Origin of the sequence: Streptomyces sp. NPDC087263, from assembly GCF_044744645.1 — a bacterium.
Lineage (GTDB): Bacteria > Actinomycetota > Actinomycetes > Streptomycetales > Streptomycetaceae > Streptomyces.
Map to the genome: position 1 here is coordinate 229,704 of NZ_JBIUYT010000002.1, position 24,554 is coordinate 254,257.

Annotated in this window: 21 protein-coding genes; 5 read left to right on the forward strand and 16 right to left on the reverse strand. The window is 69.3% G+C overall.

All coding sequences use genetic code 11. The features are described 5' to 3' along the window. Nucleotides 1-24: 24 nt before the first annotated feature. Nucleotides 25-1,458 (forward strand): cytosine permease, encoded by a 1,434-nt coding sequence (locus tag ACIPC1_RS06275; protein ID WP_402513755.1) that lies wholly within the window; start codon nt 25-27, stop codon nt 1,456-1,458. Nucleotides 1,459-1,568: 110 nt separating this feature from the next. Here the strand turns inward: ACIPC1_RS06275 and ACIPC1_RS06280 are convergent, their stop codons facing one another. Beyond that, the gene (locus tag ACIPC1_RS06280) at nt 1,569-2,657 is read right to left on the reverse strand and encodes a branched-chain amino acid aminotransferase (RefSeq protein ID WP_402513756.1); all 1,089 of its coding nucleotides are present in this window, start codon (nt 2,655-2,657) and stop codon (nt 1,569-1,571) included. Nucleotides 2,658-2,925: 268 nt separating this feature from the next. After that, entirely contained in the window at nt 2,926-3,969 is a 1,044-nt protein-coding gene (locus ACIPC1_RS06285; RefSeq protein ID WP_402513758.1) for a 3-isopropylmalate dehydrogenase, read from the reverse strand. A gap of 154 nt (nt 3,970-4,123) precedes the next feature. Between ACIPC1_RS06285 and ACIPC1_RS06290 the strand changes: the two genes are divergently transcribed. After that, nucleotides 4,124-5,719, forward strand: coding sequence for a purple acid phosphatase family protein (locus tag ACIPC1_RS06290; RefSeq protein ID WP_402513761.1), 1,596 nt, complete (start codon nt 4,124-4,126; stop codon nt 5,717-5,719). 168 nt (nt 5,720-5,887) lie between these two features. On the opposite strand, the gene ACIPC1_RS06295 is transcribed toward ACIPC1_RS06290, so the two are convergent. Together ACIPC1_RS06295 and ACIPC1_RS06300 are read right to left on the reverse strand one after the other, a co-directional pair. Beyond that, a complete protein-coding gene (locus ACIPC1_RS06295) occupies nt 5,888-6,031 on the reverse strand; it encodes a hypothetical protein (RefSeq protein WP_384389324.1) in 144 nt (47 codons plus the stop codon). Nucleotides 6,032-6,302: 271 nt separating this feature from the next. Then, entirely contained in the window at nt 6,303-7,202 is a 900-nt protein-coding gene (locus tag ACIPC1_RS06300; protein WP_402513764.1) for a LysR family transcriptional regulator, read from the reverse strand. Nucleotides 7,203-7,303: 101 nt separating this feature from the next. On the opposite strand from ACIPC1_RS06300, the gene ACIPC1_RS06305 reads away from it, so the two are divergent. Then, a complete protein-coding gene (locus ACIPC1_RS06305; RefSeq protein ID WP_402513767.1) occupies nt 7,304-8,296 on the forward strand; it encodes an NADP-dependent oxidoreductase in 993 nt (330 codons plus the stop codon). Nucleotides 8,297-8,303: 7 nt separating this feature from the next. Here ACIPC1_RS06305 and ACIPC1_RS06310 read toward each other — a convergent pair whose 3' ends face one another. The 3 genes from ACIPC1_RS06310 to ACIPC1_RS06320 all read right to left on the reverse strand — a co-directional run bounded on the left by ACIPC1_RS06310 (nt 8,304) and on the right by ACIPC1_RS06320 (nt 11,514). Next, on the reverse strand, nt 8,304-8,840 hold the full coding sequence (locus ACIPC1_RS06310; protein WP_402513768.1) for a GNAT family N-acetyltransferase: 537 nt from the start codon (nt 8,838-8,840) through the stop codon (nt 8,304-8,306). Between the two features lie 84 nt (nt 8,841-8,924). Further along, nucleotides 8,925-10,556, reverse strand: coding sequence for an L-glutamate gamma-semialdehyde dehydrogenase (pruA, locus tag ACIPC1_RS06315; RefSeq protein ID WP_402513770.1), 1,632 nt, complete (start codon nt 10,554-10,556; stop codon nt 8,925-8,927). Between the two features lie 31 nt (nt 10,557-10,587). Beyond that, nucleotides 10,588-11,514, reverse strand: a complete 927-nt coding sequence (locus ACIPC1_RS06320) for a proline dehydrogenase family protein (RefSeq protein WP_402513772.1) — start codon at nt 11,512-11,514, stop codon at nt 10,588-10,590. 164 nt (nt 11,515-11,678) lie between these two features. On the opposite strand from ACIPC1_RS06320, the gene ACIPC1_RS06325 reads away from it, so the two are divergent. Continuing rightward, entirely contained in the window at nt 11,679-12,866 is a 1,188-nt protein-coding gene (locus ACIPC1_RS06325; protein WP_402513774.1) for a PucR family transcriptional regulator, read from the forward strand. A gap of 125 nt (nt 12,867-12,991) precedes the next feature. Here the strand turns inward: ACIPC1_RS06325 and ACIPC1_RS06330 are convergent, their stop codons facing one another. Beyond that, nucleotides 12,992-13,906 (reverse strand): MBL fold metallo-hydrolase, encoded by a 915-nt coding sequence (locus ACIPC1_RS06330; protein ID WP_402513775.1) that lies wholly within the window; start codon nt 13,904-13,906, stop codon nt 12,992-12,994. A 100-nt stretch (nt 13,907-14,006) separates the two neighbouring features. Between ACIPC1_RS06330 and ACIPC1_RS06335 the strand changes: the two genes are divergently transcribed. Beyond that, the gene (locus ACIPC1_RS06335; RefSeq protein WP_384389302.1) at nt 14,007-14,936 is read left to right on the forward strand and encodes an AraC family transcriptional regulator; all 930 of its coding nucleotides are present in this window, start codon (nt 14,007-14,009) and stop codon (nt 14,934-14,936) included. A 157-nt stretch (nt 14,937-15,093) separates the two neighbouring features. On the opposite strand, the gene ACIPC1_RS06340 is transcribed toward ACIPC1_RS06335, so the two are convergent. The 8 genes from ACIPC1_RS06340 to ACIPC1_RS06375 form a co-directional block, all read right to left on the reverse strand. Continuing rightward, a complete protein-coding gene (locus ACIPC1_RS06340; RefSeq protein WP_402514814.1) occupies nt 15,094-15,405 on the reverse strand; it encodes a hypothetical protein in 312 nt (103 codons plus the stop codon). After that, entirely contained in the window at nt 15,369-15,629 is a 261-nt protein-coding gene (locus ACIPC1_RS06345) for a hypothetical protein (protein ID WP_402513778.1), read from the reverse strand. The genes ACIPC1_RS06340 and ACIPC1_RS06345 overlap by 37 nt, the downstream gene beginning before the upstream one ends. Before the next feature lie 23 nt (nt 15,630-15,652). Then, on the reverse strand, nt 15,653-16,570 hold the full coding sequence (locus ACIPC1_RS06350) for a carbohydrate ABC transporter permease (protein ID WP_402513780.1): 918 nt from the start codon (nt 16,568-16,570) through the stop codon (nt 15,653-15,655). Further along, nucleotides 16,567-17,499 (reverse strand): carbohydrate ABC transporter permease, encoded by a 933-nt coding sequence (locus tag ACIPC1_RS06355; protein ID WP_384389293.1) that lies wholly within the window; start codon nt 17,497-17,499, stop codon nt 16,567-16,569. Before ACIPC1_RS06355 ends, ACIPC1_RS06350 begins: the two co-directional genes overlap by 4 nt. Next, nucleotides 17,496-18,923 carry an extracellular solute-binding protein gene (locus tag ACIPC1_RS06360; protein WP_402513784.1) on the reverse strand — a complete coding sequence of 476 codons (1,428 nt, stop codon included), beginning with the start codon at nt 18,921-18,923 and terminating at the stop codon, nt 17,496-17,498. Before ACIPC1_RS06360 ends, ACIPC1_RS06355 begins: the two co-directional genes overlap by 4 nt. Nucleotides 18,924-19,017: 94 nt before the next feature. After that, the gene (locus tag ACIPC1_RS06365) at nt 19,018-20,115 is read right to left on the reverse strand and encodes an enolase C-terminal domain-like protein (protein WP_402513785.1); all 1,098 of its coding nucleotides are present in this window, start codon (nt 20,113-20,115) and stop codon (nt 19,018-19,020) included. A 55-nt stretch (nt 20,116-20,170) separates the two neighbouring features. Next, the gene (locus ACIPC1_RS06370) at nt 20,171-23,515 is read right to left on the reverse strand and encodes a discoidin domain-containing protein (RefSeq protein WP_402513786.1); all 3,345 of its coding nucleotides are present in this window, start codon (nt 23,513-23,515) and stop codon (nt 20,171-20,173) included. Between the two features lie 93 nt (nt 23,516-23,608). After that, nucleotides 23,609-24,457: a FadR/GntR family transcriptional regulator gene (locus tag ACIPC1_RS06375; protein ID WP_402514816.1), complete on the reverse strand. Its 849-nt coding sequence runs from the start codon at nt 24,455-24,457 to the stop codon at nt 23,609-23,611. Nucleotides 24,458-24,554 lie beyond the last annotated feature (97 nt).

Below are 24,554 nucleotides of genomic sequence, written 5' to 3' on the forward strand. Positions count from 1 at the left end.
CACTCTAAGAACGGGAGGCCCACCATGCCGGTGGAACAGCGCGGCGTCGACACCATCCCCGACGAGGAGCGCACCAGCGGCCCTCGCGACCTCGTGTCGATCCTGCTCGGCTCCAACCTCTGTCTCGGCGTGATCATCTTCGGCTGGCTGCCGGCCTCCTTCGGGCTCGGCTGGTGGGCCTCGGTCGGCTCGATCGTGGCGGGCACGGTCGTCGGCACGGCGATCACCGCTCCGCTCGCCCTGGTCTCCCTGCGCACCGCGACGAACCTCTCCACGTCCTCCGGCGCCCAGTTCGGCGTGCGCGGACGGCTGGTCGGCTCGGTCGTCGGCCTGCTGCTCGCCCTCGGCTACACCACGCTGACCGTCTGGATCGGCGGCGACGTGCTGGCGGGCGTGCTCAACCGGCTGTTCGGACTGCCGGCCAACGGCATCTCGTACGGCGTGATCTACGGGCTGCTCGCAGCGGCGACAGTGGCGGGCGCGGTGTACGGCTACCGCGTGCTGCTCGCCATGTCCCGCGTCCTGGCGATCGGCATGACGGCCCTGCTGGTCGTGGGCGTGATCGCGTACGCCCCGCAGTTCACGACCGCCGCGCTCCCGGAGGCCGGCGGCTATCTGCTCGGCTCCTTCTGGCCGACCTGGTTGCTCGCGGCGGTGGCGGCGGGCCTGTCGGGCCCCATCGCGTTCATCACCCTCCTCGGCGACTACACGCGCTACATCTCCCCGTCCCGCCACTCCTCCCGCAAGGTCCTGCACGCCACCTGGCTGGGCCTGACCGTCGGACTCCTGGTCCCCCAGCTCTTCGGCACCTTCACGGCGTACGCGGCCCGCGCGGCCCTCGACTACGCGGGACCGCTCGTGACGGCCTCCCCCACCTGGTACCTGGTCCCGCTGCTGCTTGCCGCCTCCGCGGGCTCGGTCGGCAACGCGGGCCTGATGCTCTACTCGATGGGCCTCGACCTGGACGCGATCCTCCCGCGGGCCTCGCGTGCCCACGCCACACTCGCGGTCGCCGCCGTCGCCACGGCGTGTGTCTTCGCCGGGCACTACGCCTCCAGCGCGCAGGACGCGATGACCTCCTTCGTCCTGCTCCTCACCGCCATCGGCACCCCGTGGGCCGTCATCACCCTCATCGGCTTCGCCCGCTGCCGCGGTGTGTACGACCCGGACGCCCTCCAGGTCTTCAACCGCCGCTCGCGGGGCGGGATCTACTGGTACCGGCGCGGCTGGAACGTCCAGGCCGTGGTGGCGTGGGCGCTCGGCGCGGTTGTCGGACTCCTGGCCGTGTCGCTTCCCTCGTACGAGGGGCCGCTGCTCGCCCTGACGGGCGGAGTGGACTGCGGCTTCCTGCTGTCGGGGAGCGTCGGCGGTGTGGTGTACCTCGCGCTGTCGCCGAAGCGGGTGGCGCAGCGGGGGACGGCCGGGCAGGAACTGGCCCGCGCCGAAGGTGGGCGCTGAGCGGCCGGTGCGTTGCCGGCGGGTCCGTCGTGGCTGGGCGCGCAGTTCCCCGCACCCCGCTGGGGCGCTTCCCGGCCCCCTTTCGAGGGGCCGGGTTCAGGACAACACCGTCAGCCGAGAAGGTGCATCCAGCCGTGCGCGTCCTCGCTGACACCGCGCTGGATGTCGAGGAGTGCCTCGCGCAGCTTCAGGGTGACGGGGCCGGGCTCGCCGCCCGACTGCTGCCACTGCGCACCGGTGCGCTTGACCGTGCCGACGGGGGTGATGACGGCGGCGGTACCGCAGGCGAAGACCTCCGTGAGAGTGCCGTTCTCGGAGTCGCGCTGCCACTGTTCGATGGAGATACGGCCCTCTTCGGACGCGTAGCCCAGGTCGCGGGCGACGGTGAGGAGCGAGTCGCGGGTGACGCCGGCGAGGAGCGAGCCGGTCAGCTCGGGGGTGACGATCTTGTCGCCGTACACGAAGTACAGGTTCATGCCGCCGAGTTCCTCGACCCACTTGTGCTCGACGGCGTCGAGGTAGGCGACCTGGGCGCAGCCCTTGGCGGCGGCCTCGGCCTGGGCGAGCAGGGAGGCGGCGTAGTTGCCGCCGGTCTTGGCGTCGCCCACGCCACCCGGGACGGCGCGCACGCGGTCCTCGGAGAGCCAGATGGACACGGGCTGCACGCCGCCCGGGAAGTACGCGCCCGCGGGGGACGCGATGACGAGGAAGAGGTACTCGTTGGCGGGCTTCACACCCAGGCCGACCTCGGTCGCGATCATGAACGGGCGGAGGTAGAGGGACTCCTCCCCGCCGTGCGCCGGGACCCAGGCCCTGTCCTGCTGGACGAGCACGTCGCACGCTTCGATGAACGTCTCGACCGGCAGCTCCGGCATGCCCAGGCGGCGGGCCGAGGACTGGAAGCGCTTGGCGTTCATGTCGGGGCGGAAGGTGGCGACGGAGCCGTCCGGCTGCCGGTACGCCTTCAGGCCCTCGAAGATCTCCTGCGCGTAGTGCAGGGTCATGTTCGCCGGGTCGAGGGAGAGCGGGCCGTACGGGACGAGCTGGCCGTCGTGCCAGCCGCGGCCCTCGGTCCACTTGATGGTCACCATGTGGTCGGTGAAGTAGCGGCCGAACCCGGGGCTGGCAAGGATCGCCTCGCGCTCCGCGGCGGAGCGGGGCTGCGAAGAGGGCTTGAGCTCGATCGTGGGCGTCGTCATGAGTGGATGTCCTTCACCGGATGATGTGTGTGACGGGCCGCGCTCACGCCAGTACTGCCAGTGGCCAGTGCTAGGACGTCCGAGCATTCCCTCATTCCGCGGCTCCGCGTTCGAGTATCGCAAGAGTGGAGCCGTGGACGAAAACGGTGTGAATGCGGCCCAGGGGATTGCCCAGGGATAGATGGTGACACCCGGCGAGGGCATAGCGAAAGCCGCCGGGTGCGGATGCGACCCGGCGGCTACTACGAAACGTAAGTGGCGCGGGGGGTCAGCCGGCTACTCGTACGGAGAGTGCGTCGCCGATTTCCTCGGTGGAGCGGGCGGGCTTGCCCACGCGCTCGGCGAGGTCGGTGGCGACGGCGTCCTCGATGCGGGCGGCCTCGGTCTCGTAGCCGAGGTGACGCAGCAGGAGGGCGACGGAGAGAACCGTGGCGCTGGGGTCGGCCTTGCCCTGGCCCGCGATGTCGGGCGCCGAGCCGTGCACGGGCTCGAACATCGAGGGGAACTCGCCGGACGGGTTGATGTTCCCGCTCGCGGCGACGCCGATACCGCCGGAGACGGCCGCGGCGAGGTCGGTGATGATGTCGCCGAAGAGGTTGTCGGTGACGATCACGTCGAAGCGGGCGGGGTCCGTGACGAGGTAGATCGTCGCGGCGTCCACGTGGATGTAGTCCGTGGTGACCTCGGGGAACTCCTCGGCCACCTTGTTGAAGACGTTCGTCCAGAGGTGGCCCGCGAAGGTCAGCACGTTGTTCTTGTGGACCAGCGTCAGCTTCTTGCGCGGGCGTGCCTGGGCGCGGGCGAAGGCGTCGCGGACGACGCGCTCGACGCCGAAGGCCGTGTTCACGGAGACCTCGGTGGCGACCTCGTGCGGGGTGCCCTTGCGGATGGTGCCGCCGTTTCCGGTGTACGGGCCCTCGGTGCCCTCACGGACCACGACGAAGTCGATCTCCGGCTGTCCGGCGAGCGGGGTGGCCACGCCCGGAAGGAGCTTCGACGGACGCAGGTTGACGTGGTGGTCGAAGAGGAAGCGGAGCTTCAGCAGGAAGCCGCGCTCCAGGACGCCGGACGGAACCGACGGGTCACCGATCGCGCCGAGCAGGATCGCGTCGTGCTGCTTGAGGGCCTCGGCATCGGCATCGGTGAGGGTCTCACCGGTCGCGTGGTAACGCTTGGCGCCGAAGTCGAACTCCTTCGTCTCCAGTTTCACATCCTGCGGAAGGACGGCGGAGAGGACCTTGAGGCCCTGGACCACGACCTCCTGGCCGATGCCGTCACCGGGAATCACTGCGAGATTGATGCTGCGAGACATGACGGCACCGTACTCCTTCGTCCCATGGGATGACACGCCATGTCCACCATACGGACATCGCCCCCCGTGCCGCACCGATCCGTCGACCTCCGTTCACCCCTAGGTTTGCCGGGTGTTGGGGCTTGATGGGAAGTTCACCACCATGGACCCCAGCATGGACTCCGGTAGGGACCGCGGCATGGACTCCGGCCCGCACCTTCCCGACTTCGGCATTCCGCCGCGGCTCGCCCGCCGTATGACGATGGCGGAGCAGCACGAGTACCTGCGGACGAAGCTCACCCGGCGCCGCGCGCTGGTGACCGCGGGTGCGCTGGCGGGCGGCGGACTGCTGGCCGGCTGCGCGTCGGGCACCACGTCGGACACCAAGAGCCCCTCGGCCACGGCCACCGGGCTGGTGCACGGTTCCGCCATCACCCCCTTCGGCCGTCATCTCGCCTTCGGCGCGGACCCGAAGACCCAGATGCGGATCTCCTGGCAGGTGCCGCTCGCGGTCAGGAAGCCGTACATCCGCGTGGGCCTGGCGCCCTGGGACCTGAGCAGGAAGATCGACGCCGAGCTCCGCGACCTGCACACCCCGGGGCTGACCGGCGTACGGCTCGCGCTGGACCAGTACTACCTGCACGCGGCGCTCGACGGCCTGCGCCCCGGCACGACGTACTACTACGGCGTCGGCCACGAGGGGCTCGACCCCGCCGGCAAGGAGCGCCGTTCCGCGGTCGGTTCCTTCCGCACGGCGCCTGCCACCAGCCCCGACAGGTTCGTGTTCACCGCCTTCGGCGACCAGGGCGTCACCCCCGACGCGCTCGCCAACGACAAGCTGATCCTCGGCCGCCGCCCGGCCTTCCATCTGCACGCGGGTGACATCTGCTACGCGGACGTCACCGGCCACGGCGAGAAGTCGGACTCCTACGACCCCGGCGCCTGGGACCTGTTCCTGAAACAGACCGAGTCGGTGGCGAAGTCGGTGCCGTGGATGGTGACGACCGGCAACCACGACATGGAGGCCTGGTACTCGCCGAACGGCTACGGCGGACAGTCGGCCCGCTGGACGCTCCCCGGCAACGGCTTCGACGCCCGGAACGCGCCGGGCGCCTACTCCTTCACCTACGGCAACGTCGGGATCGTCGCGCTGGACGCGAACGACGTCTCGTACGAGATCCCCGCCAACAAGGGCTACAGCAGCGGCAGGCAGACCGCCTGGCTCGACAAGCGACTCGGGGACCTGCGCAAGAGCGTCGACTTCGTCGTGGTCTTCTTCCACCACTGCACGTACTCGACGTCCTCCCACGCCTCCGACGGGGGCGTACGGGACGCCTGGCTGCCGCTGTTCACCAAGCACCAGGTGGACCTGGTGATCAACGGGCACAACCACGTGTACGAGCGGACCGACGCCATCAAGGGCGGCAAGGTCGGCAGGCCGGTGCCGGTCGGCGGGTCCACGGATCCGACGCGCGACGGGATCGTGTACGTCACGGCGGGCGGGGCGGGCCAGAGCCTCTACAGCTTCCCCGCCGGGGTCAAGGACAGCTACGAGGGGAAGGTCGCCGACCGTGAGTCGGTGGACACCTTCCACTGGACGAAGTCACAGGACCGGCAGGCCGAGACGGTGGAGTGGTCGCGCGTGCGGTACACCGGCTACTCCTTCCTCTCGGTGGAGGCGGAGTCGGGCGCGGCGCCCCGGCTCAAGGTGTCGGCGCTGGCGCAGAGCGGCAGGCGCGTCGACTACTTCGAGGTGCGGCGCGGGGCGTAGGCACTCCGGAGTGCGGGGCGTAGGCACTCCGGGATGCGGCGCGAAGTACTCCGGGGTGCGGCGCGAAGTACTCCGGGGTGCGGCGCGAAGTACTCCGGGATGCGGCGCGGGGCACAGGCCCCGCACCGCACCCCGTTCGGGCACGGCTCCCGGTATGAGTGGCGGGCCTCAGTGGCCCGTCGCGCCGCCGTTGTCCCTGCGGTCGAGGGCACGCTGGAGAGCGGCGGCTGCGTTCTTGCGGTCGGACTCGCTCGTACGAGAGACGCTCGTACGGGACACACGACGGACTCGGCGGACGGTCGTCTCGGCCATGATGAATCGACTCCTTGCCTCCGGACGCGGGCGGCCGGAAGTGCGGTGTGGGGTTTCGAGACGCCGGAAGGGGCGGGGAGCGGTGCCGCAGGGGTTGCCTGCCAAAGGCTCCGGCTCACGACCGCCATTCGCTTGGTCGAGCGAGACGTTCGGCTCCTACAAAGCTAGGCGAGGAGCGCGCATCTGTCTCTACAATTACTCGGACTTCCTACTATCTGAGACGGCGGATTGCGCCACACGGCTCTGACCTGGGGAAACAGTCCGGCCGAGGTCACGCCCGCCGGGGATGCAACGCCCGCAGTTCCCTGATCAGCGCGCGAACGGCGACCGTCGTGGCAAGCTCCGACGTGGTGACGTACCCGACCGAACGTGTCGGGCGCTCCGGACCGAGATCGGTGATCTCGGTTGTGAGCGGTGCACTCGTGAGCGAGAGCGCGGGCATGATGGCCATTCCGAGACCACTGCTCACCATCGAGAGCACTGCTCCGTCGTCCTCGGCGTGGACCGTCGCGCACGGGATCCAGTCCTGAGCGGCCCACCAGGTCCGGGTGTAGGAGGAGCAGTTCTCGGTCCAGTCGACCAGCGGCAGCGAGCGCGGGTCCGGATGACCGGCCGGGTGCACCAGGGCGTACGACTCCTCAAGGAGTACGTCACCGATCAGCTCCGGCGGTACGGGGGCACTCGTGCCGAGCGTGGCGATCCCGACGTCCGCCCGGCCCGCGACCACCTCACCCGCCGTGCCCGGCCCCACCTCCCGTACCACCCGCACGGTCGGTTCGATACCGGGATGCCGGGCCGCCAGCCGCTGCAGCGCGGGCGGCAGCAGGTGCAGTGCCGCACTGCGGAAGGCGGCGATACGCAGCGGCCCGGCGACGGTGTCGGCGCCGCCGGGCCCGGCGCCCGCGCCCCGCGCCTCCGCGACCAGCGTGTCCAGCATCCGCAGCACCCGCCGCGCGTGCGCCACCGCCCGCTCCCCCGCGGACGTGGGGCGCGCCCCATGCCGCCCGCGTTCGAACAGCACGACGCCCACCTTGCGTTCGATGCCGCGCACCGCGTGCGAGACCGCGGACTGTGTCATGCCGAGCGTGCCGGCCGCCGCCGAGAAGCCACCCTCATGGGCGATGGCCACGAGGGTCCGCAGCTCCTGCGGGGCAAGGTCTTCGCCAGTCATCAGGGGTCCCACCTGCTTCCATGAGAACGGCTCATGGAAGCGGCCGTTCCATGAGCGCAACCCTCTGCCCGATGGCCGCATTCCTCCCTACGGTCCCCTTCATGAACGACATCGCGCTCACCGTGCAGCAGATCTCCCGCCCGACCGGTTTCCCCACCCCGGAGCACTTCCGTTTCGCCGAGTCACCCGTCCCCGATCCCGCGCCCGGCACAGCCCTCGTCGAGAACCTCTACTGGTCCGTCGACCCCTACCACCGCGAGATGATGGACGGCGACTTCGAGCTCGGCTCCCCGCTGGAGGGCCGCACCATCGGCCGCGTGATCGACTCCCGGGACCCGGCGCTCCCCGAGGGCGAGATCGTCTTCCACCGGCGCGGCTGGCGCACCCACTCCGTCGTCCGCCCCGAGGAGACCAGACGCCTCCCGCACCACGAGGGGGTGCCGCTCTCCGCACACCTGAGCGTCCTCGGCGGCACCGGCCTGACGGCGTACGTCGGACTCACGCGGATCGCCCAACTCCGGCAAGGCGACGACCTGTTCGTCTCCGGGGCCGCCGGCGGGGTGGGCACGGCCACCGGACGGTTCGCGCGACTGCTGGGCGCCGGACGGCTCGTGGGCAGCGCGGGCACGGCGGCGAAGGTGGCGTACCTGAAGGAACAGGTCGGCTACGACGAGGCGTTCGACTACCACTCGGGCCCCGTGAGCGACCTCCTGGCCAAGGCCGCCCCGGACGGCATCGACGTGTTCCTCGACAACGTCGGCGGCGACCATCTCGGCGCCGCGATCGGCGCGCTGCGCGAACGCGGCCGGGTCGTACGGGTCGGCACGATCGGCCAGTACAACACCCCTGTCGCGCCGCCCGCCCACTTCAACCACGCCGACGTCGTGGAGAAGAGCCTGCGCATCGAGGGCTTCCTGGTGCGCAACCACGTCGACGTACAGGAGGAGTTGTACGGGTTCGCCGTGCCGCATCTGCTCAGCGGCCGGCTCGCTCTCGACGAGACCGTCATCGACGGCTTCGAGCGGATCGTGGAGGCATTCCTGTTGATGCTGCGGGGCGGTAACACCGGAAAGACGATCGTGCGAGCTGTATGACGAACCGTCAGAGCAGGTCTCCGTCACGCCAGTCGAAGACCAGCTCGTACGCGGGATCGAGGGTGGCGGTGACGGGTCGTACGAAGGTCGAGCCCTCCTCGTCGGGCAGCTGAACGACGCCGTCCGGCCCCAGGGCACAGACGTGGCCGGGCCAGCGCCGCCAGCCGCGAGCGGCGTAGAGGCCCGCGCCGTCCTCGCTCGCGGACAGCGCGCCCAGCCCGTACGCGCCGTCGACCACCCGCTCCAGCTCCGCCATGACCAGGCCGCCCAGCCCCATACGGCGCACGTCGACCCGGACCCCCACGGCCTCCACGTACCCGACCCGCAGCGAGCGCCCCCGGTGCAGCACCCGGCGCTGGATCACCGAGCCGTGCGCGGCGAGTCCCCGTTCGTCCCGCACCAGCGCGTGGACGCCGCCGAGGCCGTGATCCCAGTCCTCGTCGCTGAAGTTCCCCTCGAAGGCGTCGTCCAGGAGCGCGCGAACGGCATGGAGTTCGGCGGATGTGAGGTCCGCGGTGTGGGCGGTGCGCAGTCTGGGGGTCATGGGCTCAGTATTCCCAGCACGCACGCGGGCCGGACGGCCACCCTGAACGGCGGCTGCCCGGCCCGGAAACCGCATCCCTGGGCGTCAGCCCATGTGCGGGTACCCGTAGTCGGTCGGCGCGACCAGGGTCTCCTTGATGGCGCGGGTCAGAGTCCAGCGCTGGAGGTTCTGCGGAGCGCCGGCCTTGTCATTGGTGCCGGAGGCGCGGCCGCCGCCGAAGGGCTGCTGGCCGACGACGGCGCCGGTGGACTTGTCGTTGACGTAGAAGTTGCCGGCCGCGTAGCGGAGCTTCTCCATCGTGTACGCGGCTGCCGCGCGGTCGTTGGAGACGACCGCGCCGGTGAGCGCGTAGTCGGACGCCGACTCCATCTGCGTGAGCATCTCGTCGTAATGGTCGTCCTCGTAGACGTGCACGCCCAGGAACGGGCCGAAGTACTCCGTCTTGAAGACCTCGTTCTCGGGGTCCGAACACTCGACGACGGTGGGGCGCACGAAGTAGCCGACCGAGTCGTCGTAGGAGCCGCCCGCGACGATCGTGCAGGTCGGGTCCGCCTTGGCGCGGTCGATGGCGGCCTTGTTCTTGGCGAAGGCGCGCTCGTCGATGACCGCGCCGACGAAGTTCGCCAGGTCGGTGACGTCACCCATGGTCAGGTAGTCGACCTCGGCCGCGAACTCCTCCTTGAAGCCGGAGTTCCAGATGGAGGCCGGGATGTAGGCGCGGGAGGTCGCGGAGCACTTCTGGCCCTGGTACTCGAAGGCACCCCGGGTCAGCGCGGTCTTGAGCACCGCGCGGTCCGCCGACGGGTGCGCGACCAGGAAGTCCTTGCCACCCGTCTCGCCGACCAGCCGCGGATACGTGCGGTAGTTCGCGATGTTCTCGCCGACCGTCTTCCACAGGTGCTGGAAGGTCTTCGTGGAGCCGGTGAAGTGGATGCCGGCGAGGTCGCGGTGGTTGAGGGCGACCTCGGAGACCGCGATGCCGTCACCGGTGACGAGGTTGATGACGCCCTTGGGGAGACCGGCCTCCTCCAGGAGCTGCATCAGCAGTACGGCCGCGTGCGTCTGGGTCGGCGACGGCTTCCAGAGGACGACGTTGCCCATGAGCGCGGGCGCGGTGGGCAGGTTGCCCGCGATCGCCGAGAAGTTGAACGGCGTGATCGCGTAGACGAAGCCTTCGAGCGGGCGGTGGTCGAGGCGGTTCCAGACACCCGGGGAGTTCGCCGGGGGCTGCTCGGCGAGCAGGTCACGGGCGTACTTGACGTTGAAGCGCCAGAAGTCGACCAGTTCGCAGGGACAGTCGATCTCGGCCTGCTGGGCGGTCTTGGACTGACCGAGCATGGTGGAGGCGGCGAGCGTCTCGCGCCAGGGGCCCGACAGCAGTTCGGCGGCGCGCAGGATGATCGCGGCGCGGTCGTCGAAGGACATCGCGCGCCAGGCCGGCGCGGCGGCGAGGGCCGCGTCGATCGCGTCCTGGGCGTCGGCCTGCGTGGCGCCCCGGCCGGTGCCGAGAACGGCCTTGTGGTTGTGCGGCTGGACGACCTGGAAGGCCTCGCCGCCGCCGAGGCGCTTCTCGCCGCCGATGGTCATCGGGAGGTCGATGGGGTTCTCGGCCAGCTCCTTGAGCTTGGCCTCCAGTCGGGAGCGCTCGGGCGAACCGGGGGCGTAGCCGTGCACCGGCTCGTTGACGGGGGTGGGGACCTGGGTTACAGCGTCCATGGTGTCCGTGACTCCTTAACTGAGCGGTGGGTCAGCCCTTGGTGAGGATCGAGCGTGCGAAGAAGAGGAGGTTGGCCGGCTTCTCCGCGAGGCGGCGCATGAAGTAGCCGTACCAGTCGGTGCCGTACGCGGTGTACACACGCATCCGGTGGCCCTCGGCGGCAAGCCGCAGGTGCTCCTCGCCGCGGATGCCGTACAGCATCTGGAACTCGTACTCGTCGAGCTTGCGGCCGGCCCTGCGGGCCAGCTCCTGGGCGATGGAGATGAGGCGCGGGTCGTGGGACCCGATCATCGGGTACCCGTCGCCCTCCATCAGGATGCGCAGGACGCGGACGTACGCCTTGTCGACCTCGGCCTTCTGCTGGTAGGCGACCTCGGCGGGCTCCTTGTAGGCGCCCTTCACGAGCCGTACCCGGCTGCCGCTCTCCGCGAGGCGGTGGGCGTCGGCCTCGGTGCGGAACAGGTAGGCCTGGATGACGCAGCCGGTCTGCGGGAAGTCCTTCCGCAGCTCCTCGTGGATGGCGAACATCGAGTCGAGGGTGGTGTGATCCTCGGCGTCCAGCGTGACGGTGGTGCCGATGGCGGCGGCGGCCTCGACGACCGGGCGGACATTGGCGAGGGCCAGCTCGTGCCCGTCCTCCAGCGCCTGCCCGAACATCGACAGCTTGATCGACATCTCGGCCCGGGTGCCGAGGTCCAGCGCCTTGAGGTGCTCGACGAGCTCCAGGTACGCGTCCCGGGCGGCATACGCCTGCTCACGCGTGGTGATGTCCTCGCCGACGACATCGAGGGTGACCGCGAGGCCCTTCGCGCAGGCGTCCTGTACGACCGGTACGACCTGGTCGACCGACTCGCCGGCGATGAAGCGGGCGACCACCTGTTTGGTGCCGGGGGCCGCCGACACGAAGCGGCGCATCCTGTCGCTGCGCGACGCGGCGAGAATCACGGGACCCAGCACGGGGCACCTCCACAACAAAGCCAGCAGGAGGCCGAATCCCGACGATGCGGGTACGGCACGGGCAACCACCGTGAAACCTAAGGATCCCTCCGATCGTCTGCCATCGACAGCTGTCACGCATCCGTGCCCCGGATCTCAGACAGATGTATGAAGCCCTTGTGGAAATGCGGGAGAATGCCCGGGTGACGGCCGAATACAGGAGTGACTACCAGGAGCTGGTCGACGAGATCTCGGCGCTCCTCGGCATGCCCGCGACACTGGAGAACCGGGACTTCGAGCTGATCGCCTTCGCCGCGTATGACAGCGAGGGCGAGCTCGACCCCTCCGCCCTCGACCCCGTGCGCGCCCGCTCGATCCTCACGCGCCGCTCCACCACGGCGGTGCGCACCTGGTTCGAGGGCTTCGGCATCACCCGGGCCACCGCCCCGGTCCGCATTCCACGCACCCCGGAGGCGGGGGTGTACCGGGGCCGGATCTGTCTTCCCGTACGCCATCGGGGTGTCGTCCGTGGCTACGTCTGGCTGCTCGACGACGACCCGGGACCGACGGCGGACCAGCTGACCGCCGCCATGGAGGTCGCCTCCCGCATCGGCGCCCTGCTCACTGACGAGGCACAGGCCGGCGCCGACCTCACCCGCGAACTCCGCGCCGTCCTCACCGCCGAGCGCGGCTGGCAGCGCGACATGGCCGTCGCCGAACTGCGGACGGCCCTCGGCGCACGCGGCGACGGCCTGCACACGGTGGTGTGCGTGGCCCCCTGGCCCTCCGCGGACCCGGACGAGGCCCCATCCGTGCGTACGGTGCCGGGGGCGACCGCGTTGTGCACGGTGCCGTGGGGCGCGGCGGGGCAGAGTCTGGCGCTGCTCGTACGGCTCCGGTCGCCCGAGGTGATGACTCCGGCGCTGACGGCGGCCTCGCGGTTCGTGCGGGAGGCCGCGGCGGACGCGGCGGCCGGTGTCGCCGGAGCCCGCACCGGTCTGGCCGAGCTGGGAGCCGCCTGGCAGGAGGCGTCGGCCGCCGCACGTGCCGTACTGGCCGAGCCCCGCCTCGGCCCGGTCGCCGAGTGGGCGTCGATCGGACCCTTCCGGCTCCTGACGTCCCTTCCTCCGGACGCGGCCCACGATCCCGTCGTACGGACCCTGTTGGAGCCCGCCCACCGCGAACTCGCCCGCACCGCCGAGGTCTTCCTCGACTGCGCGGGCCAGGCAAGCCGCACGGCAGCCGAGTTGGGCATCCACCGCCAGACGCTCTACTACCGCCTGTCCCGCGTCGAACAGCTCACCGGCCTCGACCTCGACGACGGCGAGGACCGGCTGTTGCTGCACATGGCGTTGAAGGGCGCGCGGCTCTGACGCCGTGCTGTGAGTTGCGCGATGGATGCGCAATTCCGAGGTTCAGTGCGCACCGGCTCCTGATGGTCACCCTCTTCCCCTCCTCGCGCCGAGGATGAGACGGGTGTCGCTACGGCTGACCCGACCTACTCCGTACCGTAGGCCGCCCACCGTCCGAGGGTGAACCCGCCGCCCTCTTGCCGGACTTCCACGGCGCCCGCCCCGCCGAAATGTGCAGGGACGACCAACTCCCTCTCGGTGGCTGCTCGTTCGAGAATCCGACCGCGGCTGGCCACTGCTTGTTCCGCATCCAGGCAGAAGCCGCTGTTGCAGGAGGGCGCGAGGATCTGCACCGGGCTGTGCAGAAGATCGCCGACGAAGACCGCCCGATCACTCCCGGACGCGAGCCGCAGTACGGATGAGCCGGGCGTGTGGCCCGGCGCGGACTCCAGGGTGAGGTGTTCATCGATGCGGTGGGTGCCGTCCCACAGGACAGTCTGTCCGGCCCGGTGGACGGGCGCGATGCTGTCTTCGTAGGTCAGCCGGTCATCCTCCTGGCGGCCGTTCCCGTACGCGTTGTCCGGGCCGAAGTGGAAGTCGTCCGCGGCCGGGATGAGGTACTGGGCGTTGGGGAACGCCGGCTCCCACCCGCCGTCCACACCGACGGTGTTCCCACCGACGTGATCAGCGTGGACGTGGGTGTTGACGACGACGTCGACGTCCTCCGGCCGGACTCCGACCCGGGCCAGCCTTCCCAGGAAGTCGCCCTGCCGGTGATGGAAGTGCGCGTAGCCGGGCCGCTCGCGCCCGTTCCCCACCCCCGTGTCGACCAGGACGGTCCGTCCGGAGCTGCGCAGTATCCAGGTCTGAAGCGCCATCACCGCGCTGTCGCCGTCCGGTTCCCAGTGATCCGGCGCCAGCCAGTCCTCGTTGCCCTTCCACACCTCGGCGCCGGACTCCGGCACCAGTTGGCGGGCGGGCGCGAACGCCCCCTGCCACTCGACGACTCGGATGACCTCGACATCGCCGAGCACGATGCTCTGCCTGCTCTCGCTCTTCATGACCTCGACTCTAGGTACGACAGATGAGCTTTCCAATGCCTGTTCTGCTCATTCAGATACGCATCTGTCTCACCATTGACACTATGGGTAATCTGGTCCGATGGATGTGGTGAGCGACGCGGTCTCGGCGGTACGCATCGGGCGTCCTTCCTCGAACCGGGTGCGGGTGAGCGGGAGCTGGTGCACGCGGCTCGCCCCGTACGACGGTGCGGGCTTCCATGTGGTGCTGGAGGGCAGCTGCTGGCTGCTGCCCGATGGTGGCTCTCCGGTCTCCCTCGGCGCGGGTGACGTGGTGCTGCTGCCGCACGGCACGGGACACGTGATCGCCGACGCCCCAGCCGACGCGAGGACCGTGGAACAGTCGGTACCGTTCGAGCGATGGCTCGACGGGCGGGGGCCGAGTCGGCCCCGAGCCACCTCCGGCGAGGTACAGATGCTGTGCGGGAAGTACCGGCTCGACCGCAGTCGCCTACACCCGCTCATGGCGGAACTGCCGACAGTCGTCCACCTGCCGAACCGCGTGGGCACCCACCCCGAACTGCGCGCCGCCGTTGACCTGCTGGGCCACGAGTTGAGCACCTCGGGGCCCGGCGCCTGCCTCGCGGTGCCCAGCCTGCTCGACCTCCTCCTCGTCTACATGATCCGCTCCTGGGCGGCCCAGGGCACGAGCGGCAGCTGGCCGGGCGTACTGGGCGACCCAGTGGCCGCCGCAGCCCTGCGGGCGCTGCACTCGGACCCGGCCGCCCTCTGGACCAACGACCGGCTGGCCGCCGAGGCAGGCGTGTCCCGCGCCACTCTGGCCCGCCGATTCACCACCCTCGTCGGCCGCCCGCCGATGGCGTACCTCACCTGGTGGCGCCTGACGCTGGCCGCCACTTTGCTCCGCGACACCCTGGACCCGCTGGCCACCATCGCTCGCCGCGTCGGCTACGGCACCCCGTACGCCCTCTCACATGCCTTCAGTCGGGAATTCGGTACCACCCCGGGGCAGTTCCGGGCAGAGACAGCGGGGCGATCGGCGTCCACGTGAGAGTCCTTGATGAACCATCGGCCTTGGTACTCGCAGAAAACCACGTCAGATTGCGCGTTGGTTCGGTGATCGGCCGGTGGGCCGACTGGCACTTGCAGTGACAGGAACAGGGTTCCGAGGGCACCGATAGCGCATGATGGACCGACACCTACAGTGCTCACTCCACGCGGAATCCGGTGTTCCGTCGAGGGAGGGGGGAGCCGCGCCGGTCAGCCCCGTCGCGCGGCGAGGTGGCCGCCGGCCGACTCGCCCCACACGCCGATCCGCGTGCCGTCGATTCCGAGCGGCCCCGCGTTGTGGCGCGCAGGTGGCGGATGGCCGCCTTGACGTCGTGCGGCTGGGCGGGGAACGGGGCCTCGCGGGCGTGGCGGTAGTCGATGGTGGCGACGGCCGGGCCGGCTCGCGGCAGGGAGCCGAAGAGGACGTCCGCGCTCACGGTCGGCGGTGGGTGACGCCGGTCCCCCTCCATCCAGGCGCCGCCGTGAATCCACACCACCACGGCGGGACGTTCGGCCGCCGGGGCACCAGGAGGTCCAACAGCCGCGCCCGGTAACCGGAGTTGGTGGCGTAACTCAGCCCGTCGTACCGGCGGACGTCGTCGGCCCCGGTGACGGGAGCGGTCGGCGGCAGTTGGACCGGTGGTACGGCGAGCTCGGGCGGCGGCCAGGTGATGCGGCCGGGTCCGGGTGTCAACGCTGCTCCAGGCGTCGTCGGGTTCACTCCTTGGTCGCGCCGGCGAGCATCCCGGAGACCAGCGTGCGCTGGGAGAAGAGGAAGAGCACCAGGACGGGCAGGATCGCGACCACGATCGCCAGGGCCAGTTCCGGGATGGTGATGTTCAGGCCCGCACCGGCCACCGGGTTGAACGAAGGGGTGGAGGTGAGCAGTTGGTTCAGGCCGACCTGGATCGGGAACTGCTCGCTCTTCGGCAGCACGAGGTAGGGCAGGAAGAAGTTGTTCCAGTTGCCCACGAAGCTGAAGAACGCGACCAGACCGACCACCGGCTTGGCCAGCGGCAGCGCGATGCGGGTGAAGAGCTGCCATTCGTTGCAGCCGTCGATCCGCGCGGCCGACAGCAGGTCCTTGGGCAGGCTGCTGCCGAAGTAGATGTAGACCAGGTACACACCGAACGGATAGAAGGAGAAGGGCAGGATCACCGACCAGATGGTGCCGATCAGATGGAACTTGTTGAGCTCCAGGAAGACCGGCAGAACCAGGGTGGCCTGCGGCATGATCATCGTGACCAGGGTGACGGTCAGCAGTGTCTTGCGTCCCCGGAACTTCGTCAGGGCCAGCGCGTAACCGGCCGGGATGCTGACGGCCAGCGTCAGGATCAGCGAACCCCCGGAGTAGATCGCCGAGTTGCGCAGCCAGGTGAGCATCGCGCCGTCCTGGAAGGAGAACAGGTGCTGCCAGGCGGCGCCGATCTGCTGGAACGACCCGAAGGAGAGCGGGTTGTCCTGCACCACCTGGCCCGCGGTCTTGGACGGCGCGAGCAGCAGCCAGATCACCGGCAGCACGAAGAACACCAGCAGCAGGGCCAGCAGGACGCCCACGATCAGGAAGGAGAGGACCCGGGAGGGCTGAAGGCGTCGGCCCGCCGCTGTCGGCGAGGCGAGAGTGGGTTGCGTCATTTCTCATCCAACTTGAACAGGTTCGAGCGGGCGACCAGCAGTCCGGCGGCCAGGAGCCCCAGCGCCAGCAGGAAGACGGAGATGGCGGCGGCGCCGTTGAAGTCGCCCTGCTGGAAGGCGTAGACGTAGGCCAGCTGGTTGGGCGACCAGGTGGGGCTCACCCGGCCGAGGCTGGCGGTCTGGAGCAGCTGGGGCTCGACGAACAGCTGGGTGCCGGTCGCGAACGCCATGATGGTCATGTAGACGATCCACTGCCGGATCATCGGGATCTGGATGTGCCAGGCGGTGCGCCAGGGCCCCGCGCCGTCCATCCGGGCGGCTTCCAGCACCTCGTCGGGGATGTTGTTGAGCGCCCCGTACATCACGACCATCCAGCCGCCTGCGCCGGTCCAGAAGGCGATCAGCATGAGGATCAGCGGCAGGTTGCCGGGCGTGAGCACGGCCGCGAAGGTGTGCATGCCCATGCTGTTGAGCAGCCAGGACACCGGGCTGACGTCCGGGTCGAGCATGAACAGCCAGACCAGCACGCTGGCGACCCCGGCGAGGGCGCCGGGGATGTAGTAGAGGAAGCGGAAGAGCGCCGACGTACCCGGCCGCACCCGGCTGCGCAGCACCACCGCGACCAGCACGACCAGCACGACGAGAACCACCAGCCACATCACCAGGTAGATCAGCATGTGCGTGAAGGCCGGCACGAAGCGGTAGTCCTGGGCGACCTTGACGAACTGGTTGAGGCCGGTGAACTGGCCCTGGTCGTTGGTGAGCGCCAGGTAGAACGAGTAGCCGGTCGGGAAGACCCCGAAGGCGAGCAGCAGGATCGCGTAACCGGCGACGAAGAAGTAGCCCGTGAGGCCGGGGCCCCTCCGCCGCGGCTTGGCGCCGCGGCGGAGGGGGGAGACGGCTACACGCTCGGTCTCCAGCAAGGTCATTGGTTGGTCACCTTGTATCCCTGGGCCTTCGCCTCATTGCTGATCTCCTTCTGCCAGGCCGCCAGGGTCTCGGTCAGGCTCTTGCCGGCGGTCAGGGCCGGCAGGACGACGCTGGACCAGGCGGTGGCGTCCGAGAACTTGGTGTTCGACCAGCCGGTCCACACGTCGTTCGCGGCCTCCTTGAAGGGCACGCTCACGTCGTTGGCGAAGTACTCGCTGTTGGTCGGGTTGGCCAGCCAGGCGTCGGCGGCCTTGGTGTAGGCCGGGTAGGTGGGCGCGGACGCCTGGTTCTCGTCGGAGGTGGTCAGCCAGGTGGCCAGATCCGTGGACGCCTTGAGGTTGGCGCTGTGCGAGGACACCATCCACACGCCGCCGCCGACGTTGCCGGTCGCGGCCGTGGTCTCGCCCTCCCACTTCAGCGGGGGCGCCGCGGCGATCTGCTTGGCCGGGGCCTCGAAGGCGGTCTTGAACAGGTACTGGCCGTACCAGGACGGTCCGTACGCCATCAGGACCTTGCTGCCGCTGTCCTTGGCGAAGCCCTGGCTGAAGAAGCCCTTGGTGGTGACGGCCTTGGCGTCGATCAGGCCGTCGAGCAGGCTCGCCATCTTGGTGCAGTTCGGGTCCTGGAGGTCGGTGCGCAGGGTGTCGGGCTTCGTCAGCTCGAACGCCGGGCACTGGCCGGACCAGAAGTACGACTCATGGGAGTTGGTGTCGCCGACCGAGCCGACGAGGTAGCCGGGGTGGTCCTTGGCGACCTGCTTGCCGAGGGCCTCGTACTGCTCCCAGGTGGTGGGGACGTCGTAACCCCACTTGTCCATGAGGTCCTTGTTGTACCAGAGGACGACCTGTGCGATGTCGTTGCGCAGGCAGTAGGTGTGGTCGTTGAACTGGCAGGGGCTGAGCGAGCCCTTGGCGAAGCCGTCCAGCGTGCTCTGCGGGACGAGGTCGCTGTCCAGGGGCGCGGCGAACGGCTGCGCGTCGGCGGTCGTGGGCTCGGACGCCCAGGTCACGTCGGTGGGTGAGCCGAACACCACGTCCGGCCAGCCGCTGCCGGTCCGGTCGAAGAGCTGCACCTTCGACTGGAGGTACGTGGAGCCGTCGGCGCCGCCGTCGTACGTGACGATGTCCATCTTCACGTCCGGGTGCGCCTTCTGGTACGCCTCCACCGACGGCAGTCGGGTCGAGTCGGCCCACACCGTGATCTGCGAACCCTCCTTCTGCGTGGCCGGCTTGAACGCCGAGGCAGAAGGGGAGGAACCGGTGGACGTGTCGGCGCTCGCGCAGCCGGTCAGGACGGCCGCGGTGGCCAGGGAGAGCACGGCGGCGGCGGTGCGCAGCACGGTGCGGCGACGGCCGGCTGTGGAACCGACTACCGAAGCGGCGGCTGTCGAAGAGCCGACTCTCGGAGATCCGGAAGACCTCATTGTCTTGCCTTTCTGGTTTCTTGCATGGGACAGGTAACGCGCCTCATGGGGGGCGCCGGGTGCGGTGGCGGCCTTGCGGACCGCCACCTCCCGGTCAGCGCGGCTGCTCGACGAAGGGCAGCAGTTCGCTGCCGTAGCCGAAGTCGAGCGGGAGGGCTATGCCGGGCCCCGTGGGGGCGTGCACCAGGCCCTGATCATCCACATGGCGCTCGCGGACGACGGTCGTCGCGGTCACCAGGGACTCGTAGTAGGTGGTGTTGGAGATGGCCATGCACAGGTGGTGGTTCGGGATGTCCGAACCGTGCACCTCGGCCCGCAGCCGGTAGGCGTCGGCGAGGTGTGCGGTGCGCATGGCACCGGTGATACCTCCCCGGAGGGTGGTACCGGCCCGTACGCCGAAGGTGGCGGCACCGGCCTTGATGAAGTCCGCGGAGTTCATATGGGCTCCGTCGGAGGTCTCGGCCACCAGCAGCGGTACGTCCACGGCCGCCGCCAGTGCCTGGTACGCGGAGATGCTGAACTCGCGCATCGGCTCCTCGTACCAGAGGTAGTCGGCTTCCGAGAGCGCCCGCCCCAGGCGGATCGCGTCGGGCAGGTCGAATCCGGCCGACCCGTCGTACATGAGGGGGATCGAGGGACCGACGTGGTCGCGCAAAGCCAGGCACAGCTCGGCGTCACGGCGGGCGTCGCCCCAGGCGTGCAGTTTGATGCCGACGTAACCCAGTTCCAGGCACTGGTCCGCCACGTCGAGGAACTCCGCGATGCTGGAGAACGTCGAGGTGGAGGCGTACGCCGGGATCGCCTCCCGGAAGCCGCCGAGCAGTTGCCAGACCGGCTGGCCGTAGTACCGGCCGGCGAGGTCCCACAGAGCGGTGTCGATGAGGCCCAGGGTGGGGAGCGGGAGTTCGTGGATACGGTCCAGCTCCCACACCCGGTGCCACAGCCACTCCCGCTGGAACGGGTCGGCTCCGACCAGTTCGTCGCGGAAGACGAGATCCACCAGGTTCCGCAGGGTGTTGAAGGCCCCTGGCCGCTGGAACACGGCCACCCCCTCGGCTCCCTCGTCGGTGCCGATGTGCAGGACCGCGCCGTCGCCCACCGGAGCGCTTCCGCTCAGTCCGTCCCGCCACTTGAAGGGAGGGCTGGCCGCCGGAACGTCGATCCGGTGTACTTCGACATGGGTGATCTTCATCGTGGCTTTCGTTTTCTGTGGGAGCGTGAAATCCCGGGGAGGGGGGCTCGTACGGTCAGAACTCGCCGTACGCCTGGATCTCGTAGAGGGAGCCGCCGTTGCCGCTGGATCCGGTGACGGTCAGCCGCAGGTAGCGGGCGGTGACGGGCTGGTCGGGGAGCGAGTAGTTGGTCGCCGAGACGGTGTTCTCGGAGGTGTGGTCGTCGAGCGTCGACCATGTGGTGCCGTCGGTCGAGTACTCCAGGCGGTACTTGTAGCCGCGGGGCAACTCGAAGGTGGTCACCACGCCGGAGACGCTGGTGTCCTTGCCCAGGTCCACCTGGATCCAGGAGGGGTCGGGCAGGCCGAGACCCTGCGCCCAGCGGGTGGACAGGTCACCGTCCACCGCCTTCGCGGGGAAGTTCTGCTCCGAGTCCGACGAAGCGGTGACCGCCTTGTTCAGCGCCAGGTTGTTTGCGGCCGGAGTGGTGAAGACGGCCGCCTCACTGGGCTCCGAGGCGTTGAGTACGGCGTCACGGGCCACCACGGTGAAGGAGTACTCCTTCTCCGCGGTCAGGCCGGAGACCCGCAGGGTGGTGTCACCGGTGACGGCGATCCGCTCGCCGTCCTGGTAGACGACGTAACTGGTCACACCGGTGTCATCGGTCGCAGCCGGCCAGTTGAGGTCCACCACGGTGGGTAGCACCGGCGTGACGTCGGGCTGTCCGGGGGCGGCGGGGGCCGTGTGGTCCGAGCTGGCGGCCGGCGTGCCGTAGACCTGGAAGTCGTAGACGCTGCCGCCGTTGCCGCTGGTCCCGGTGACCGTCAGTCGCACGAAGCGGCCGGTGACCGGCTCGCCGGTGTGGGAGTAGTTGGTCGACGCCGTGGTGTTCGCGGCGGTGTGGTCCTCCAGCGTCTTCCAGTTGACCTCGTCCGAGGAGACCTCGATGCGGTACTTGTAGCCGCCGGCCTTCTCGAAGGTGGTGATCGCGCCGTTCACGGCGTACTGGGCGCCGAGGTCCACCTGGATCCAGGACGGGTCGGGCAGGCCGAGACCCTGCGCCCAGCGGGTGGACAGGTCACCGTCCACCGCCTTCGCGGGGAAGTTCTGCTCCGAGTCCGACGAGGCGGTGACCGGCTGCTTCAGCGCCAGGTCGCTGCCGGAAGGCATGGTGACCTTCAGTTCCGTGCTCTTCGCGGACTCGTTGCCGACCGCGTCACGGGCGGTGATCTTGAAGCTGTAGATCTGTCCTGCGGTCAGGCCGGAGAGCCGCACCGAGGTCTTGCCGGTGGCGCTGACGAGCTTGCCGTCGCGGTAGACGGAGTAGCCGGTGACGCCCGTGTTGTCGGTGGACGCCGTCCAGCTGAGGTCCGCCACCGTCGGGAAGTCGGTGGTCGCGGCCGGGGTGCCGGGAGCGGTGGGCGCCTTGGTGTCGGTGACGGCCGGGCCCGGGTCGAGGTGACGGTAGGCCGGCTGGAGACCGGCGTTGTTCACGATCGAGGCCGGCAGCTGGGCGCAGGAGTCGACGGTGACATTGCCGCTGATGTTGCTGTTCGTGCTGTTGAACTGGGCGCTGTAGTTGGGCTGGGTGGTGAAGTTGCCGGTGGCGTTGATGTCGATGCCGTGGTTCAACAGCAGCCACTGGTACGACACGTCGCAGAAGGCGTTGCCCGTGTTCTGCCAGTAGCGGCTGCCCTCGTCGTGGTAGACGGCACCGTAGGCGTGCGTCGGAACGCCGTGGATGTAGTTGCCGGACACCGTGCCGCCGGGGTTGGAGCTGAGGGTGTAGATGGCGCCACCGTCGGCCTGCGACTTCATGATGTCGTAGATCTCGTTGTCGGTGACGATGTTGTCCCGGCTGGTCGTCGGGGTGTCCCAGACCGGTACGCCCAGGTTGTCGTCCGGGTAGTTGGTGTCGCCGCCCGCGTCGGTCAGGCCCCAGCCCCAGCCCACGGAGATTCCGCTGTAGGGCAGGTCGTAGACCTTGTTGTGGGTGATCACCGTGTGGTCGGTGTAGCCGGCCAGGATGCCGAGGGAGCCGTTGTACTGGTCGGCGACCTTGGTGACGACGTTGTTGTCCACCAGGGTGTCCTTGGTGATGTCCCGCGAGTCGTCGGGGTGGGCGTCGATCACCTCGACTCCGCCGATCTGGATGCCGGTGGCGGCGATCTGGCGGAAGACGTTGCCCGTGATGTCGGTGCCCTGGGTGCCGGTGTTCAGGTTCAGGCCGACCGCGCCGAGGTGGGTGAAGGTGTTGCCCTCGAAGCTGACGCCGTGGCCGTAGCTCACGTTGACGGCTCCGGGCGTCTTCTGCCACTTCAGGCGGGTGGAGTTGAAGTCGGGGTTGCCCTCGCCGACCATCCGGAAGCCCGCCTGGCCCTCGATGAGGCCGTCGGACGAACTCGGCGCGAGCCAGGTCGAGTAGGAGAAGGTGATGCCTTCGAAGGACACGTCGGTGACGGGCTCGGCCCTGGTGCCGTTCAGGTCGACCAGGTCCTGTACGACCGGGACCGTGACGGTCGCCGTGGACAGGTTCTGGCCGTCCTTGGGCATGTAGTAGATCTCGTCCTGGCTCTGGTCCAGGTACCACTCACCCGGGGTGTCAAGCAGCTCGCGGGCGTTCTCCAGCCAGGTGGGGTTCTGGATCTCCTGGCCCTGCTGAAGGTTGGCGTTGTGCCAGCAGGGCTGTTCCATCGTCATCGTGTTGCCGGAGATCGACTCCACACCGCAGCGCTGCAGTTTCCAGCCCCAGCTGCTCACGACCTCCAGGTCCTTGGGCTGCTTGTAGGCGCTGATGGCACTGTCGGTGAACGTGTAGCCGGTGGACGTCTTGCTGAAGCCCGACGGGTCCTTCGTGCTGCGCGCCCGGGTCTCCAACTCCCCGTTCACATACAGCTGGCGGGTGTCGAGGTCCCCCACCTTGGCCTTGTAGACCTTGCCGGTCGAGTCGACCGGGGTCCAGCCGCTGATCTGCTTGCCTCCGCTGATCACGGGCGTGGCGCCGGGGGCGGCCTCGTAGATCACCCGGGAGCCGTCCTTGCCCGAGTCCTGGGCGGTGAGGCTGAAGGTGCGGCTCAGCTGGTAGGTGCCGGACTTCAGCAGCACATGGACATCGCCGCTGACCTTCTTCTTGGCCTCACGCACATAGTCCCGAGCGTATTCCAGCGTCTTGAACGGGTGCGCGGAGGTGCCGGTTCCGGAGTCCTTGCCCGTCGGCGAGACATAGACGTTCAGGCCCTTCGAAGGGGCTGCCTGGGCCGACCCGGCGGCCAGCGGCGCCGTGATCGTGGCCAGGGACAGGGCGGCTACCAGCACTCTTCGGAGCGGCACGATTATTCTTCCGCGGGCAGCCGGTGAAGGCTGCCCGGGCAGTGCAGACGGTGCAGACACGGAAATCCAATCGCCTGAATGACATGACATCTGGGGACCCGGTCGTCCTCCGGGTTCCTCCGGCGTTGGCGGCTCGCGAGAGCGGGTCGCCCCGTTCACGGGCCGTGACGGCGTGATGCGGCCTTACGACGCGGATGCGTCCGGCGACCGCGGTTCTTCCGCGGTACCGGTACTCCTCGACGGCTGCACCGGCGTGCCGGAAGCGCCTCGACTGTCCAGGTTGAACAGCCGGTCGCGGATCTTTCTTTCGAACTGGCTCTGCGTGGTGGCAATGTGCGCCACCATCAGCTCCGCCGCGAGATCGGCCTCCCCCGCGGCGACCGCCTCAGTTATGGCGAGGTGCTGCCCTGCCGCCACTTCCAGCGACCCTGGGGCGTCGCCGTGGAACAGCAGGACGTCGGACTGTGAGGCGAGGCGCCGTACGCCGGCGACGCTCGACCTCAGGAACACGTTGTGCGCGGCGGCGCCCACCGCGTCATGGAAGGCGGTGTCGGCCTCGGCGAAGGCGTAACCGTCGTTGGCCTTGCCCGCCACCATCGACTTCTCGGCGCACTCCCGGATGGTCCTGACCTCGATCGGCGTGGCGAGGGAGGCGGCACGGCGCGCCGTCTCCGACTCGATCACCGTCCGGTAGTCCAGGAGCATCAGGACGTCTTCCATGCTCGTCGGCCGGAAGTGCGAGAGCTGGTCGTCCACCAGCCCGCCGCCCGAGTCGGCGACGAAGATTCCGGCGCCACGGCGGACACTCAGCCGACCGATGGCGGCCAGAACCTTCACCGCTTCGCGGGTGACATTGCGGGTGGCGCCCAGGATCTGCGCCAGGCCCTGTTCGGTGGGCAGCCGGTCCCCGGAGCGCAGGTTCTGCTCGGCGATGTAGTTCAGCAGCTGCTCGGCGACCAGTTCGTAACCGGGCCGGTAGCGGCCTGACGAATCGTCATTCCCGCCACCAGGCAACTGCGTTGGAACTCCCACTGCCTTGTCCCCCTCCAGCACGGTCGGATTAATCAGGTTCATCGGTGGGGGCAACTATGACATCGGTGTTACGCGTTGAGAAGAGCGAGGAAGAAGT